This is a genomic window from Anaerocolumna sp. AGMB13025, from assembly GCF_029689925.1.
In the GTDB taxonomy this organism is placed as follows: domain Bacteria; phylum Bacillota; class Clostridia; order Lachnospirales; family Lachnospiraceae; genus Anaerocolumna.
The window spans coordinates 1,321,846-1,338,727 of sequence record NZ_CP121445.1 but is presented as its reverse complement, the minus strand read 5'-3'; the positions used below and the strand labels follow the sequence as shown (position 1 = coordinate 1,338,727).

Genomic DNA, 16,882 nt, shown 5'->3' with positions numbered 1-16,882 from the left:
ATATCAATTATTTTTCATAGGTTGAATAAAAATTATTTAGAGCTGGTCCAGCAGTAATTTTTCAATTACCTGGTAACACGAATCAAAACCAGCTCCTATCTTCTCTTTATTCGTACAAAGTATTGCTAACATAGCTACTGCTGAGGCTAATTCTTCATCGGAGGCAGAGATATCAATTCCCTTATCAGCCCATATTTTTCTAATCTGTCTTATAAAATACAAGTTATCTTCTGCTGTTACAGGATCATCATTCCAGACTAAGGTTTCTAACAAACTGCTGTATTCATTCGTATAAAATTTGTTTGAGGTGGTTTTATCTAAAAGAACCTTGGCAAGATCCATAAAAAAATCGTTTGGTGTTTGGTTTTCTTCCTCTATTATAGTTAGAATTTTTCTACGTATACGATTTTTCTCATCCCGCAGAATTTCTTCGTATAGAGCTTCTTTATCTTTGTAAAAGGTATAGAAGCCGCCAAGAGAAATGCCTGCTTGCTTTGTTAATTGCTGTATTCTAAATTCTTTAAACCCCTGCTGTATAAACATGTCAGCAGCAAGTTCTTTTATCCTGATCTTTAACTCTGCCCGTTCTTCCTCCGTATAAGGACGTCCCAAAGGCTTCACCTCCAGTTATATTTTATATTTAACCCTTTCATAAATCATATATAACGAAAGAGTTTAGCATCCCAGTATCAATTATAAAAGCTGCCGGTATATTTTTGTTTGGGTCCATATAACTATGTAGTAGCTTTACCTATGAATTTCCAAAGACACTTGGAATTAGACCACCTGCTACTCATAATAAATTATATAAGAGACGCAAATCTCTTTTTCCAGTATTTATTATAATCTGTTTCTTTCATGACTTCGCTATCATTCGTATCAAGCTCTGGATTCTGCTCTTTTAGCATAGCTATGAGAGCTTTACCGGCTTCTAAAGAAGTTTCTGCCAAGGTCTGGATTCCTTTATTCGAAATAATTGAAACGGTCAAATATTCAAGGGGCGTTCGTATATTGCTATTACCATTCGTATATACGGTACGTGCCACCAGATAAGCTCCGACAAGATCACTGCGTTTCATAACTATATTTTTAGCATCAGCTAAAAAGATAAAATCTCTTGTCAGTACCCCATTTCGCTGTCCCATTAACACTGCTTTTATTTTACTGGTAAGAGCAAGGATATAACTATCTGATTCCAATGCCTGACGATCAAATTCACGTATTATACTTTCACTATATTCACTAATTTTAGCACTTTTCTTTATTAAACCCTCAGCTCCCAGGCTATTCCGCTTTATCGTTATTATGATAGGGACTAAGGAGAGAACAAGCATGACAATAAAAAATCCAAGGATAACGATACCGGTACTCATCATATCGCTTTCCCCAGCTTCTTTATATTCCAGTAGTCTTCCTATACTCCAAACAATTCCCGCTCCAAACATAAGCACAAAAATACCGCAGAGTATATTGACACCTACTCCATTTTTCTTATTTGATTTATTCACTGCTGCAAATACGGAACGCTTTGGATAATGTTTATTGATATATTCTTCATTCATTTGTGTAAAAAATGTCTGCATTTGTATAACCTCCTATTTATTGACCCCCTGAGCTCTTACCTTTCCTTAACCAGAGTTCAGGTACTGCTTGATTAATAATCTTATCTTATGTAAAATACCAATTAACACTTGTAAGCATCTAAGGTGTATTCTGATACCAAAAGTTTATTTCAAGCAGAAAAAATTTCTTCAGGCACTAAAAATTTTCTTGAAGTGCCAAACGATTTCTTTGTTAATTTTTATTTGATGAAACAACTCCCCTCTTGTGACCCCCGGCAATTTCATTTTATCATAGAATATTTTTCCTGTAAATCCAGGGACAGCGAAAGCTTTATAAGCGAAACACATATAAAATATTTTTGTATAAAAATATACCATACAATTAGTACGGCTTAATTGCTTATATTTACTCGAAAAACTGGCTAAGCAAGAGGTCTGTACGTAATGATATGGTATATTTAAAAAATTATAGATTTCCTTAAGAATCTAGGTATAAAATACTACAAAAATATATATCCAATTAAGCTAATTTTACTTAAATTGATTTACTTAAATTGGTTTCTCTTACCTTATTTCGTAACCCCAGTACAAGGGCAGGTGATACGGATAATTCATCTATCCCCATCCTTAGGAAGGTTTCTGTTAGCGATAAGTCTCCTGCCAATTCACCGCAGATGCCTATCCATTTGCCATATTTATGTGCGTTGTCGGCAGCGATCTGAATCATCTTAAGGATTGCCTTATGGTGAGGATTATAGAATTTGTCAAGTTTAGGATTCTGTCTGTCTATTGCCAGGGTATACTGGGTCAGGTCGTTGGTTCCAATGCTGAAAAAATCCACTTCTTGGGCAAGTTCATCACTAATCATGACAGCTGCCGGGGTTTCGATCATAATTCCAATTTCCAAGTCTTCCTTAAAGCCGATTCCGGTTTGTTTTAGTTCCGCTTTTACTTCTTTTATGATTTCTTTGATTTCTAAAACCTCCTCTAAAGATGTTATCATGGGAAACATAATAGAAAGATTGCCATAGGCGGAGGCTCGGTACAAGGCACGGAGCTGGGTCTTAAAGATTTCTTTATCCGTAAGACAGATACGTATAGCGCGGAAACCTAAGGCCGGGTTTTCTTCCCTTGGAAGATTAAAGTATCCTACCTGCTTGTCGGCACCAATATCCAGAGTACGGATGATTACTTTTTTGCCAGCCATGCTTTCTGCCACATATTTATAGGATGCAAACTGCTCTTCCTCACTTGGGAAAGATTCTTTCTCCAGATAGAGAAATTCACTGCGGAATAGCCCAATTCCACCAGCATCATTTAGCAGAACAGCACCAATGTCTAAGGTACCTCCGACATTGGCATAGATATTAATTTTCTTACCGTCTTTTGTTACATTTTCCTTGCCCTTTAATTCCTGTAACAGGGCTTTTTTCTCTTCCTCTTTTTGTTTTTTGATTTCCATTTCCTTTAATATGGCTTCCTCTGGCTCAATATAGACTGTTCCGGTAAAACCGTCAACCAGGGCGAGTTTACCATCAAATTCCTCTGCCAGGTCTTTACCAATACCGATTACAGCCGGTATATTCATGGTACGTGCCAGTATGGCAGTGTGGGAATTGGTAGAGCCCTCCATGGTAATAAAAGAAAGTACTTTATTTTTATCAAGCTGTATGGTTTCGCTGGGTGCTAAGTCATCGGCTGCTATAATAACCGGTTCCATGAATTGAATCTTATTATCCTCTTCTTTACTTAACACCCTTACAATACGGTTTGAAATGTCCAGCACATCTGCAGCACGTTCTTTCATATATTCATCATCCATAGTAGAGAAGATCTGGGCAAAATTATCCCCGGTAACGCCTACTGCGTATTCTGCATTAACTCCCTGGGTCAGAATAATATTCTTAATAGACTCCAGATAGTCAAGGTCCTCTAACATCATCTGATGAACCTGAATAATCATGGCATTGGCTTCCCCCACTTCTGCCAGTGCTTTCTCGTACAGTTCCTCCAGCTGCTTGAATGAAATCTCTTTTGCAAGATTAAAACGTTCCAGCTCTGCCGTTTTGTCCTCTACCTTATAAAGCTTGATTTTATCTTTCGGCTTCTTATAGAATAAAATTTTACCCACTGCAATTCCGCCGAAGACACTTTTTCCTTTTAATACATACATTATGATGCTCCTCCCTGGATTAAAGGTTGGCGTCAAAAAATTGCTTTATTGCCTCATAAGCAGTTTCTTCATCGTCACCTTCAACGGTAACAGTTATGGTATCTGCATTTCTGACACCTAGCCCCATAAGACCAAATAATCTTTTTACATCCGAGGATTTATCCTCCTTTTGTATGGTAATGGTTGATTTATATTTGGCGGCTTCTTTCACTAATAATCCGGCAGGTCTGGCATGAATTCCAAGTTCGTCTTTTATGGTATAACTAAATTCCTTCATTTTTACACCCATTGCATATCGCAAGTTTACTTGCGATACTGCCACAAATATAACTGGTTGAAAGAATCATAATGTGGCATCCTTTCTACTCTTTTATTTTCTTTCAACCTTAATCTCCTCACTGATTGCTTATTCTTTCACTATTATTTGACAATCTTAAGAAGTTCATCCTTTTCTTTCACATGAACAGCCTTTAATGGTTTTACCATTTTATAATCAGCCGTATTTGTAATAATAACCGGAGTAATAACCGGATACCCTTCCAATTTTATTTTTTCCATATCAAATTCCACCAAAAGGTCTCCAACCTCAACCTGGTCCCCGGTGTGAACATGGGTAGTATAATATTTACCATTCAGCTGCACCGTATCAAGACCGATGTGAATTAATATTTCCGCACCTTCCACGGAGGTAATTCCGATTGCATGCCTGGTTTCAAAAACCGTGGATACGGTTCCCGCTACCGGTGCTACCGCACGTCCAAGGACTGGTTCAATTGCAATACCGTCTCCTAACATACCGCTTGAAAATACACCGTCACCAACCGTCACTAAATCTACTGCATTTCCTTCAATTGGTGAATAAATAACAATTTCTTTGCTTTCCTTCATATCCTTTCCCCCTGTCTTTATTTCCTCATTATTTGGCTTACTTTGTTTTGATTCCTCATCGTTTTTCTTCCTATCTGATTCTGTAGCCCCAGTTTGACTGCCCTGAGTCAGATAATCCTCTAGATTGGATTTTATAACCGTAACACGGGGACCGTAGATTACCTGAACACCATTTCCTCTTTTAATGACTCCGGCAGCACCGCTTTGTTTTAGCTCTTCTTCTTTAATTATATTCGGATCTTGTACGGTAATTCGAAGTCTTGTTGCACAACAATCAATATCGCTTATATTACTGCTTCCTCCAAGACCGCTTACAATCAGGGATGATACCACATCCTCCGGTGAAATCCCTGCTTTTGCTTTATTATCTCTGGCAGCATTGACATCGGCTCTGGTATATAATTTTGTCTCCTGATCCTCCTCTTCCCGCCCAGGTGTCTTAAAATTAAATTTAAGGATTAAGAACTTAAACAGGAAGTAGTAAACCACGAAATATACTATTCCAACAAAAACGATATTAATCCAGTTAGTTTTGGCATTGCCCTGTAAGATACCAAACAGGAACAGATCGATAAATCCCCCTGAGAAGGTCATACCTACGCCAACGTTTAACATATGCATTAACATGTAAGCAACACCGGCAAAGACAGAGTGGATGACATAAAGGATCGGTGCTACAAAAAGGAAGGTAAATTCGATTGGCTCTGTGATACCGGTTAGAATTGAGGTTAAAGCTGCGGAAAGCAATAATCCTCCCACGATCTTTTTCTTATTGTCCTTTGCACAGTGGTACATTGCAAGGGCAGCACCGGGTAAACCAAAAATCATTAAGGGGAATTTACCAGACATGAATCTGGTAGCTTCCACATTAAAATGGAGGATATCTTTAGCGCCAAGCTCTGCAAAGAAAATATTCTGGGCGCCTTCCACTACCTGACCGCCCACTACTGCACTGCCGCCTACCGCTGTCTGCCAGAACGGCAGATAAAATACATGATGCAGACCAAAGGGAATTAATGCTCTTTCCATTATCCCATATAGTAAAGTTCCTGTGTATCCTGAATTGCGTACCAGATTACCCACAGAATAAATTCCGTTTTGAACCACTGGCCATATATAAAACATAATAATCCCCACACCTAAATATACTACTGCCGATATAATCGGCACAAATCTTGTACCACCAAAGAACGATAACACCTGGGGCAGTTCAATTTTATAAAAACGATTGTGCAGTGACGCTACTCCCAGTCCGACAATAATACCACCAAAAACACCCATCTGAAGGGAATTAATACCCAGTACCGAGGCTGTAGAGCCTGCTAACAAGACCTCACTTCCTCCGTTGATATCAATCATGGCACCAATGGAAGCATGCATGATGAAGAAGGCAATCGCACCGGATAAAGCTGCAACTTCTTTTTCCTTTTTTGCCATACCTATGGCAACACCCATTGAAAAAATCAGCGGTAAATTATCAAATACAATGGCTCCTGCTGCCTTAAGTACGGATAACAGCGCATAGGCAAAGGTTCCAGGTCCCATGAATTTTATCAGGTTATAAGTCTCAAGCATGGTCTCATTGGTAAAGGAACCTCCGATACCAAGAAATAAACCTGCTATAGGCAAAATAGCAATCGGCAGCATAAAGGACCTGCCAACACGTTGTAGTACTCCAAAAAGCTTGTCTTTCATTCAAGATTTCCTCCATAGTTTAAAAAAGAATAAAGAGTCTGGCTGGAAGGCTTTTTCTTGCATAGGTAAGTTCGAAGAATTTTCTCATGCAAGAAAAAAAGACCCAATTATCGCTAATTAGGTCTTGCCTGCATAACCAGTCACAATCCATCGTTAATTCATCGTGATTCTTTTTAAGTGTATTGTTAAAAACATCATTTCTTCCCCGGTGAGTTCCCGGTTAAATTTCTCTTTAATATAACTGTTTATGATTTCTGCGCATTGGTAATCCTTACTGTAACTTGTTTTAATCATCTTCTGCAACTGAAAATCATCATCTTTTACCGTTTTATTTTGGAATAATCTTTGACCGAAATATTTCAGATGGGTAATAAATCTTTCAAAATGTAAAGAATCCTCATCGAAATCTATTTTGTAATAATTTCTGGTAAGTTCCAAAATATCCGTTATTAACGCAGTTATATTCATCATGTCACTTATGTTGGTATCCAGTTCCGCATTGACAATATGAAGTGCTATAAAACCGGCTTCATCCTCCATAAGCGTTACACCAAGTTTTTCCTTTATCATATCTAAGGCATGGAGACCCATTTGATATTCAATTTGATAAAATTTCTTTATATCCCATAAGAGAGCATTCTTGTACTCTAACTTTAAGCGCTGTCTCTCGATAGCAAAGCTTAAATGGTCAGTTAAGGTAATATAAATATTTTCATTTAGTTTCTTATTCAACTTAAGTTTAATCTCATCAATGATTTCCGTACAAACCTTAATATGCTCTAAGGGGATATTATCCACCAAACTTTGAAGTTTATTCAGCATGGACTGGGAAAACATACTGTATATTTTCTCGATCTTACTTTCCTCTGCCACATCATTACTCTTCTTACCAAAGCCAATGCCAAGACCCCTTAAAATAACTTCTTCCCCTTTTTCATTCACAGAACATACAAAATTGTTATTAATTATTTTAGTTATCTTATACATCCTACGTCCTCGCATTCCTTATAAAGAAAAAAAGACCTGACCTGTAATATTCTGCTATTACTAAGTCGGTCTTGCCTGTGTGCACAGTCACAATCCTTACTATAAACTTTCATCGGTATTCTAACATCAGATATTTGTATTGTCAACCCCTTTATTTGTAATCTACATCTTTTCTTTATTTGTAATTTACATCTTTATTTGTAATTTACATGTTGGGGTTGACTCCGACATCAAAATGCTTTTCATACAGTCTGCAACTGCCCAGGAAAAGCCCTGCAGAGATTACCACCAGAGATATTAGTTTCATAAACGCTCTGTCAATTAATACAGTTTCAACTGCGGGTACCTCTAATAATTTGGAGGTTTGGGCAGATACGATAACAAACAATAAGATGGTGACAAGTGTTGGATGATTTTTGGTGAATACGATACTTTTAGCTAAAAGATAGAAAAAAAGCACTTCCAAAGGAAGTAATATCCCCAAAATACATATGATAAAATAGTTAAACCCCAATTGCAGATAATGCATATTTTCTGTTGAAAACCTGTTTAAAGCATAGGATAACACCAGATCCATTAAATACAATATATTCAGGTAAATAAAATTATTAATCAATTTAGCCCCAAACACTTCCCAGGTTTTTTTGGCAGCTGTTTTCTCCATGTAAATATTCGGATTCCCAAGATCTTTCGCTGGTCCGATTATTGTATATAAAACAGCATAAAGTAAGACCATGCCCCCATACAACGAACTTATCATTAGTAAGATATCCACTTTATCCGCAGCCCGGACCGGCAATAGCAGATTAAAAACAATAATTGCGAATAATATGAAATAAAATATCCTATATTCTTTTGAGCGTTTTATAAATTCCCATTTCATAACCTTAAGCATTATGTGTTACCTCCAGATAATATTCTTCGACTGAGCTATGATACTTTTCCCTGATATCATCCGCTGTGGCCGTTACTATCCTGTTATCATGAAATATGTAAACTTCATCAAAGATTTCCTCCAGATCCCTTAAAAGGTGGCTTGCTATTAAAACCGTGGCATTCTCAGGAATATTCCCCAGAATAATCTGAATAATACTCCTTTTAATTCCAGGATCCAGTCCTCCTGCCGGTTCGTCAAGCAGATAGAGGGAAACTTCCCTTGAAAGGGCCAGCATAAGCAGCACTCTTTCCTGATTGCCCTTGGACAAATTAGCGATAAAGCCCTTTAAATCTATGTTCAACTCTTTGCACAAAGCAACAGCCTTTTCCTTCTTAAAATTGATGAACATATCCGAATAATAATCAATAGCTTGAAGAACCGTCATCCAGTAATACAGATTGGAACTCTCCAACAGAATGGAGACATCACCGTGAGTAAGGGGCGACACCGGCTTACCATTAATTAAGACCGTACCTTTATCCGCCTTATATAAATCCGCCAGAATTTTTATCAAAGTAGACTTTCCCACTCCGTTTTCACCAAGAAGACCGATTACCCTTCCAGATTCTATGGTAAAGGATAAATCCTGTAGTACACGGTTTTTACCGAAAGATTTAAATAAGTTCTGAACTGTTACTACATTACTCATTTCTTAATGCCTCCTTTACTAACACTAAGATGGTATCATCCGATACCCCCATACTCTTCATCCTGGTTATAAACTCCTTAATCTGGGCACTGACCATCCTAACTTTCAGACTTCCTGCGCTCTCCTCCATAACAAAACAGCCTACACCCTTTTTGGTCCTTATAACTCCGTCTGCCTCTAGTTGCTGCATCGCTCTTTGAACTGTAAGAGAAGTAACTTCATACATCACACTGTACTCCCGGATGGAGGGCAGCTTCTCTGCTTCTTTTAACTGTCCGCTTATTACTTTTTCTTTTATATCATTGGCTATTTGGATATAAATTGGAATATTATCGTAAAACTTCATATAGCTGCCTTTCAAATATTTCTATCCGTATTACTGTTATACTTATGTATTACAATCCGAGTATAATATATGACCCATCAATTGTCAATTCATTTTTCAGCGACTCCATTTTTTTTCTTTTTTAAGCAACTCCATTTTTTTTCTGCGACTCCGTTTTTTTCTGCGACTCCATTTTTTTAGCGGCTCCATTTTTTCAGCGACATATCTATTTTTCCAGCGAGACAGTTATATCCCACTCTAAGGATGATAAAATAAACCGTTTCTTTTTGAAATAAGAAAAACCCAGTCCGTCATATTTTCTGCATAAAAATTGCAGGAGTGAGTCCTTGATAATAACAGTTTAAAAATCTGCTTGGAAGCCCTTCCATTACAGTATAAAAGCTGATTTTATCAAAGTTTTCCTCCTGCAACTAAAAAAAACTCTAATCTTCAAAATTATATCCCATTAACTTATGAATTAAAGCAACTTTTTAAATTCATCCGCCACAAACTGAACCTTAGTCCCAATCACAACTTGTATGCTGGTTTTACTTGGTCTGATGACGCCCGCCACACCGGCAGACTTAATCTTTTTGTCATTTACCTGAGTATAATCTTTAATCTCCAAACGGAGTCTGGTAACACAATTATCCACAGAAACAATATTGTCTTTGCCGCCAAGACCCTCCAGTATAATGGCTGCTATAGAAGTATAATCATCACCGGCTAATGAAACCTTAAGTTCCTCTTCTTCATCGTCTTCCCTGCCAGGTGTTTTTAAGTTAAATAATTTAATAACTATACGGAATACAATATAATACACTACGCTAAAACCAAGACCGATTGGCACCAATAAAAACGGATTCAGTGCAAGGGGCGAGTGAGAACTCAATATAAGATCGATTAAACCGGCACTGAAATTAAAACCTGCCCTTACTGGAAGCAGCGCTACAATGACAGCTGAAATACCAGTTAGAAGGGCATGAATTACATATAAAACAGGAGCTAAAAACATAAAAGAGAATTCCAGGGGTTCCGTTACGCCGGTAAGGAATGAACATAGGGCTGCGGAAAAGAGGAAACCTGCTGCCATTTTCTTGTTTTTAGTCTTGGCGGTATGGTACATAGCCAGTGCGCCTCCCGGCAGACCAAACATCATAATAGGGAAGAAGCCTGACATATACATTCCGGTTTTACCAAGTTCTCCGGTACCTGCCCAGAAATTACCCAAATCGTTAATTCCTGCAACATCAAACCAGAATACGGTATTCAGCGCATGGTGAAGACCGATTGGTATCAGCAGCCGGTTAAAAAATGCATAAATACCTGCTCCCAGGGCACCGATTCCTGTTATGCTAATACCAAAGGAAACCAAGGCATTATATACCACCGGCCATATAAAGAATAAAATTACACTTGCAATTACGGAGAAAAATGCTGTTACAATGGCAACACTTCGTTTACCGCCAAAAAAGGCAAGATAATCCGGCAGTTTTGCATTCTTAAAACGGTTATAACAGGCAGCACCGATTAAGCCTGATAAGATACCGATAAATTGATTCTGAATATGCGCAAAAGCAGGGTCTGCATCTGACCCGGTATACATGGCGACTGCCCCGCTTGAGAGTAGAGTCGTAATGAGCAGCCAGGATACTAACCCTGCAAGACCGGCAGTTCCATCCTTATCGTCTGCCATACCGACTGCAACGCCAATGGCGAATAGCAGTGCCATATTATTGATTAAGGCTCCCCCGCCATTAACCAGAAAAGCAGCTATAACATTATTGGAGCCCCAACCTTTTGAATCAATCCAATAACCAATTCCCATTAAGATTCCCGCCACTGGCAGTGCGGCTACCGGCAGCATTAAGGACCTTCCCAGTCTTTGTAAATATTTCATCATAGTAAACTCCTCCTTTTTAATTCTGCTTTCAAGCAGATTGATTCCAAATTGCATTTACATACCTTTTATCCCTTGTTTCTATGCGTCTTGTTGTTTTATCCCTTTTCTCTCATTCCTGGAAAGCCGTAATATTTGCTCACCTCTCTTTCTTACCGACCAAACTCATTGATAAAAAAAAGACCAAACATCATGAAAGAAACAGTAAACTGTCATAATGTTTGGTCTTGCCTGCTTTACCAGTAACAACCCTACTATATATTTATTCTTAATCCGTAAGTTTAATGCATAAAACAAGTTATTATTTAAAGTGCAGGCTTAGCAATCTGCAAGGTTGAATTAATGCAAGGGGATAATAAGCAAAGACAAAAACAGACGATTACCCGAAAGCAACTCGTCTGTTTAATAGATGTTTTGTCTAGCAAACTCTTATTTTTATTTTTTTATCACTTCAATATTTGGTTCCCATTTAGATATTACTTCAATCAAATAGTTGGTTGTTATTATTATGTAATGCTCTAAACCAAGAACATCATATAAGCCTGTACTTACTTTTCTAATTAATTTTCCAAACTCACCCTCTTTGACTTTATAAATAATATTTGAAAAGTTATCCTCTTTATATTTTGAAACTTCATTTTCGTCAAGTAACCCTTCCGTTACTATTCCCTCGTCAAGCATCCTAAATCCTGATACTGCTCCAAAATTGATATTGACAATAAATTCTTTACTTTCGAGTTGGATTAATAATCCTGCATCCTCACCATTCTTAACTATGGCTTGATATTCTCCAACTGGTATAGTATTTTTGCTTATTTCAACCCACTGCTCCATGTTTTTCTCCCATCTCAATTTAGTATCTAACTTTATATACTTTGCTATTGGATAATTTATATCATTAACTTTCTCACCTAAGTAACGAAATGATACTTTATAACAATATTGATTTGGATTGTTATATATCTCTTAACTCCTAAATATATAAATATAAGATAAGTATATGATTAAATCACTTTTGCATCTTTCTTCGTCCGTATTACCCCGTCCGCCTCCAACCTCTAATCCAAAATTTCGTGAGCTACTTGATAGCAGTCTTCAATTGATTTATCAAAAATATCATCACCTAGCGTTTTATTAAAAATGTCAAAAATTTTATAGGATAATGTATCTAAATTACACTCATTATTATTCTCCAAAAAGGAAATAATTTCTTTAATCTCAGAATCATATTCATCAGGTGGTGCATAAGGTAACAGGTCTAACGGATCGAATTCTTTAATAGCTTTTGTAACCTTTGACAACATAGAAATCACCTTCTCTTTCTTATTATCCAAATAACCCTTTTATTATTTCTTTCATAGCATCATCAAAATAGCTGTTAGACCATGCTGTAATTAATTTACTTATGAGGCATATGCCGCTAAACTAATTATGGCTTTTACTTTTTTATTTCTTCAATTTTAACTCCAAGTAACTCGAAAGGAATTTTAAAATAGTAGTAGTCATCAAGATATGACGTATAGTAATTATTGTTTTTTTTCTCTAAAATTAAGTTTGAGCCATCTCCAATTAAGAGTAAATTGTAATCTGTATTCTTAACAATTTCATTTATAGTCTTAAAAAGTATCACTAAAGCCTGATCTCTAAACTGACTAAACACTTGAATTCGTGCACATGTATCTGCAACAAAGTTAAAATCTTCTTCAAAAACCTCTAGCCCGACCTCTTCTTCTAAATCTACCGAGATAGTCATACAGTCAAGACATAAGTTAATTGAATCTTGGTCTTCAATTGATTTGAAATGAATATTTAATTTTTTTTCTAAAATTTTCATTAAATAATAAGCATAATCTTTTTGATTTTTCTTACTAAATAACAACAATTCAAAATCCATAGTACTTCTCCTTATAGCTATTATTCTAGAACACCACCAAGCTGAGATTTTTTCTCTGTTTGGTGGTGTATACGAATTGGAAATATTTTTTAATGTATTATTATGTTTTTTTTCGAAGCATATTCATTTATTCTTTTTATCAAATTTTCTCTATATACAGCTTCAGCCGCATGGATTTCACGTTCTCCATCTTCATCCTCATATTCAGGAAATATGATAAAGTTTGTCTGATCCATTTTTTTTATTATATATTCGTTTCCCTCAAACTCACCATTTCTAACATGATATGAAGTTATAAAATTCATTATTTCCTCATACAATTCTTGTGTATTAATTTCTGATTGCAAAAATCCTTCCATTACATTCATATATTTTACCTCATGGTCTATTTAACTGGATATGCGCTAAGCATTCCACCATCTTCTGAAATAACTATTTTAATTAACGTTTCACCTTTTGTACCAACTTCTTTTCTTTAAATGCCCGTACTCCATTTACGGTTATTGCCATAAAACTGTTTGGATTGCTATTGCCTCCTGTTCGTCTTAATCACTAATTATTTTTAGAAAAACTTTTATCATTTCTTTTATTTCGCTTTTTCTTTCAACATTTTGCACCCATCTGTTTGGGATTGTATTAAACCCATAATAAATTCCACCAATTCCACCAACAATTGCAGCAATCGTATCTGTATCTCCGCCTAAATTTACTGCTCCAAGGACCATTTCTTCATATGAATTTTTATTGAGAAACAGCCATAAAACTGCTTCTAGTGTATCAACAACATATCCTGTTGATTTTATTTCCTCTCGCCTAAAATTAATAATATTTTTATTTAAAATATTTTTAAAATTTATAAACTCGTTAAAATAAAATTCACTACAGTTCTTGCTTATAAACTCTATAGTCTCTTCATAAGCCTCTAATTTTTCTTTACCCTGAATAAGTTGTGACGCCAATTCTATATAAATAATACATGCAAGCTTTGACCTATTATGTGTGTGAGTTATTGAAGAAACATTTTCCACTAATTTAACAATCTGCTCTTCGTTATATTTATTTTCCAAATATGCAAACGGTAATATTCTCATCAGTGAACCATTTCCATTATCTTCTTCTGAATTTCCCCCGCATTTAACAGGCTCCACTCCCTGAATAATTTTTTCTATTGCATTTCGAGTAGAAATTCCAATATCAAACATCTCGCCATTTGAAGTGAATTTACCGTTTTTATAATAACTGACAAAATTTTCAGCTAGCTTATCCATAGAAAATCCTTTATTAAAAGCATCTATTAAGCCTAACATCAACGAAGTATCATCCGACCATGCACCAAATGGCTGATGATAGGTTCGATAAGCTCTTAACTCCTTTACTTCATCATTGTCTCTCTCATCTCTTGTTGAAAATTCTACTGGCACTCCTAACATGTCACCAATACAAAATCCAAATATTACCGATTGGCAAAAGGCATCTCTGGCATACTATCATATGCAAAAGAAGGCGTCAGGCTTTGGTTCAGGACAAAACGTCCTGCATACCGTCAACTCTGCTTTAAGCTAATCGCTTAGATAGACAAAAAAATATTTCTCTCAAAGTCCGGTTTCAGGCAGGGCTTATTAAAGTGCCTCTAATCCATGAACTGCCACTCTTATACAATCCGAAAAACGGTAGATTGGCACTTTAGTGGAATTTATTTATCTTTAAGTTACAGTTTACGGAAACTCAAGAGAGTCTTATAAAGGCTTTATAAGCGAAAACACATAAGAAATACTTATATATAAAAATTTACCACACCATTAATACGGCTTAAAAGCTTATATTTACAAGAAAATCTGGCTAAGCAGGGACCGGTATTTAATGATATGGTATATATAAAAAACCACATGTTTTCTTAATATCTGGGTACAAAATACTACAAAAATATAAATCTATATAGGTCAATTTGCTTATATTGGTTTTCCTTATCTTATTCTATAACCCAGTACAAGGGCAGGTGATATAGATAATTAATCTTTTATCAACTCCCGTTTCACCTTATGGTTTATTCAATTTCAAGCAATAGTTAGGTATTCATATTCCCTGAATTACTTCATCGAAAAGTCCCATTGTTTTTGGTCCTATGTATTTCTGTGCAATGTCTAAGATATCTCTGTCATCCACTAAAATTTCTAACACTGTTATTGAAAAAATATTAATCAGATGACTATCCCCACAGTTAGATACCTCTTCAAAGTAATTAAAGATATTTTTTATCAGTTTAATGTTCTCCCCCTCTCTCAAAAGTTTGATTATCTCAGGCATAAAAATATCTTCAATTATTACAGTTTCTAATACTTCACCAAAACGACTAACTGATTCTTCATAAGAGTTATACGTTGAGGGGAAAAATTTAAGCATCTCTTGGATAAACTCTTTCGATTCTTTACTCATAATACTTGGCTCCTTTATTCAAATAGTTTTATTGCATTTTCTAGATCAGTTATTAATGCCTCTGCAATGTCTAGGTCATTTAGTCCTAATTTTCCAGAACTAATTAGATCATTTAATTGTTTTACTCTTTCAATTGATTTTTGTAAGTGTGCTGATGAACCCTGATAAAACTCTTCCATCAGTCTAGAGGCCGTCCCTCCATCACCGGTCGTTGCAGCTCGCCGATAAAGTTCCTTTACTATTTCACTTAGCTTTTTATTTTGAATCGCAGATAGTAGTTTTTCTCTAGTAGAACCAATCAATTCAGGCATATCATCTAAAAGTTTAGTAGTTTCATTTACACTAAAAGGCTTACCCGCCCCCTTAACCGCATTAGCACCAGTTTCTTCTATAGCTCCAGAACCGGCCTTTGTACCTTTTGTCGTACTACCCATCCCACTTCCAAGGACAGTATCACCATATACAATTTCTCCGGTCCTTAAGTTTTTAAATGCCTTAACACCATTTACAGTTATCGCCATAAAACCTTCAAGAAAAATACCCGATGAAAAATCACCTGCTATCTTTGCCCATTCTGTATCGATGCCTGAGTTTTCGGCATTTCGCGTCATATACTGCCCGAATAATCCCGGCCATCTATCCCAAAAGTACTTGCCCATATATATGGCAGCTTCTATAGGATTATTTGCTTTTTTAGCATTATATAAGTCCCATTCATAATATGTATAACCCACGCGAAATTTCTTTGGTCTTTGCCTCATTGGATTATTATAATACTGCTTTATTCTCTCCTCGTAATCTACCTTATCATTCTGTTTTGTATTTTTCAAGTATGAAAAATCCTGTCCATCAATTTTCCTGCAAAATAATGTCCAGGCAGTAGTTTCTGTCTTTACCAGATCACTGAATACATTACCCGGCTTTTTATACCAATTCTTAATGGTCTCTTCAAGTGATTCCTGTTTCACCTCCAACTCCCGCAGAGAAGCTGCAATTGTTGATAAAAGTGGAATAAGATTTTCAATTTCTATTAGCAACTCCAGTAATTTAACTTTAAAATTCTGAAGCCTTAGAGACTCATGATGCTCCAGAAGATATTCCCTTTGAGCCGTAATGGCATCTGCTACCTCTTGGTCAATCTGCTCTGCAATTACAAGAAGATTTACTATTTGTTTTGCAAAGTTATAAAAAGTTTCAGATTTTTGTTTCAGCTCATTCATCTTATCACGAACTGAATCACTTGCATCCAATAAATACCTAGAAGACGGTCCGGTAATATTTCCAATTCCGCTCAACATTCTCTTTTCCAGGCTTTCTTTATATTCTTCTGCCCGTTTTCCCAAAGCATTGGAATATTTTGCAATTGATTCAAGGATATCATACTCTAATATAAAATCTGACATAGAAGATATTACCTCATTTCCTCGCTTTTCGTATTT

Annotated in this window: 17 protein-coding genes; all 17 read right to left on the bottom strand. The window is 36.1% G+C overall.

Annotation, left to right across the window (positions count from 1 at the left end; all coding sequences use genetic code 11):
- Positions 1-36: 36 nt before the first annotated feature.
- A complete protein-coding gene (locus QA584_RS05625; RefSeq protein WP_278273529.1) occupies positions 37-612 on the bottom strand; it encodes a TetR/AcrR family transcriptional regulator in 576 nt (191 codons plus the stop codon).
- A 191-nt stretch (positions 613-803) separates the two neighbouring features.
- Positions 804-1,583, bottom strand: a complete 780-nt coding sequence (locus tag QA584_RS05620; RefSeq protein ID WP_278273528.1) for a hypothetical protein — start codon at positions 1,581-1,583, stop codon at positions 804-806.
- A 514-nt stretch (positions 1,584-2,097) separates the two neighbouring features.
- A complete protein-coding gene (gene ptsP, locus QA584_RS05615) occupies positions 2,098-3,735 on the bottom strand; it encodes a phosphoenolpyruvate--protein phosphotransferase (RefSeq protein ID WP_278273527.1) in 1,638 nt (545 codons plus the stop codon).
- A gap of 19 nt (positions 3,736-3,754) precedes the next feature.
- The gene (locus QA584_RS05610; protein WP_278273526.1) at positions 3,755-4,012 is read right to left on the bottom strand and encodes an HPr family phosphocarrier protein; all 258 of its coding nucleotides are present in this window, start codon (positions 4,010-4,012) and stop codon (positions 3,755-3,757) included.
- 143 nt (positions 4,013-4,155) lie between these two features.
- Entirely contained in the window at positions 4,156-6,318 is a 2,163-nt protein-coding gene (locus tag QA584_RS05605) for a PTS transporter subunit IIABC (protein ID WP_278273525.1), read from the bottom strand.
- A 153-nt stretch (positions 6,319-6,471) separates the two neighbouring features.
- A complete protein-coding gene (licT, locus tag QA584_RS05600) occupies positions 6,472-7,305 on the bottom strand; it encodes a BglG family transcription antiterminator LicT (protein ID WP_278273524.1) in 834 nt (277 codons plus the stop codon).
- 205 nt (positions 7,306-7,510) lie between these two features.
- Positions 7,511-8,200, bottom strand: a complete 690-nt coding sequence (locus tag QA584_RS05595; protein ID WP_278273523.1) for a hypothetical protein — start codon at positions 8,198-8,200, stop codon at positions 7,511-7,513.
- Positions 8,193-8,891: an ABC transporter ATP-binding protein gene (locus QA584_RS05590; protein ID WP_278273522.1), complete on the bottom strand. Its 699-nt coding sequence runs from the start codon at positions 8,889-8,891 to the stop codon at positions 8,193-8,195. The genes QA584_RS05595 and QA584_RS05590 overlap by 8 nt, the downstream gene beginning before the upstream one ends.
- Positions 8,884-9,237, bottom strand: a complete 354-nt coding sequence (locus QA584_RS05585) for a GntR family transcriptional regulator (RefSeq protein ID WP_278273521.1) — start codon at positions 9,235-9,237, stop codon at positions 8,884-8,886. The genes QA584_RS05590 and QA584_RS05585 overlap by 8 nt, the downstream gene beginning before the upstream one ends.
- A gap of 457 nt (positions 9,238-9,694) precedes the next feature.
- Positions 9,695-11,119, bottom strand: coding sequence for an N-acetylglucosamine-specific PTS transporter subunit IIBC (gene nagE / locus QA584_RS05580; RefSeq protein ID WP_278273520.1), 1,425 nt, complete (start codon positions 11,117-11,119; stop codon positions 9,695-9,697).
- 432 nt (positions 11,120-11,551) lie between these two features.
- Positions 11,552-11,950 carry a hypothetical protein gene (locus tag QA584_RS05575; RefSeq protein WP_278273519.1) on the bottom strand — a complete coding sequence of 133 codons (399 nt, stop codon included), beginning with the start codon at positions 11,948-11,950 and terminating at the stop codon, positions 11,552-11,554.
- Positions 11,951-12,174: 224 nt separating this feature from the next.
- Positions 12,175-12,450: a DUF1871 family protein gene (locus QA584_RS05570; protein WP_278273518.1), complete on the bottom strand. Its 276-nt coding sequence runs from the start codon at positions 12,448-12,450 to the stop codon at positions 12,175-12,177.
- Positions 12,451-12,554: 104 nt separating this feature from the next.
- Entirely contained in the window at positions 12,555-13,010 is a 456-nt protein-coding gene (locus QA584_RS05565; RefSeq protein WP_278273517.1) for a hypothetical protein, read from the bottom strand.
- 89 nt (positions 13,011-13,099) lie between these two features.
- Positions 13,100-13,378: a hypothetical protein gene (locus QA584_RS05560; protein WP_097005193.1), complete on the bottom strand. Its 279-nt coding sequence runs from the start codon at positions 13,376-13,378 to the stop codon at positions 13,100-13,102.
- Between the two features lie 177 nt (positions 13,379-13,555).
- Positions 13,556-14,431: an ADP-ribosylglycohydrolase family protein gene (locus QA584_RS05555; protein ID WP_278273516.1), complete on the bottom strand. Its 876-nt coding sequence runs from the start codon at positions 14,429-14,431 to the stop codon at positions 13,556-13,558.
- A gap of 652 nt (positions 14,432-15,083) precedes the next feature.
- Complete coding sequence (locus QA584_RS05550) at positions 15,084-15,443, bottom strand: DUF7674 family protein (RefSeq protein WP_278273515.1); 360 nt, start codon at positions 15,441-15,443, stop codon at positions 15,084-15,086.
- 14 nt (positions 15,444-15,457) lie between these two features.
- Complete coding sequence (locus QA584_RS05545) at positions 15,458-16,846, bottom strand: hypothetical protein (RefSeq protein ID WP_278273514.1); 1,389 nt, start codon at positions 16,844-16,846, stop codon at positions 15,458-15,460.
- Positions 16,847-16,882: the final 36 nt, after the last annotated feature.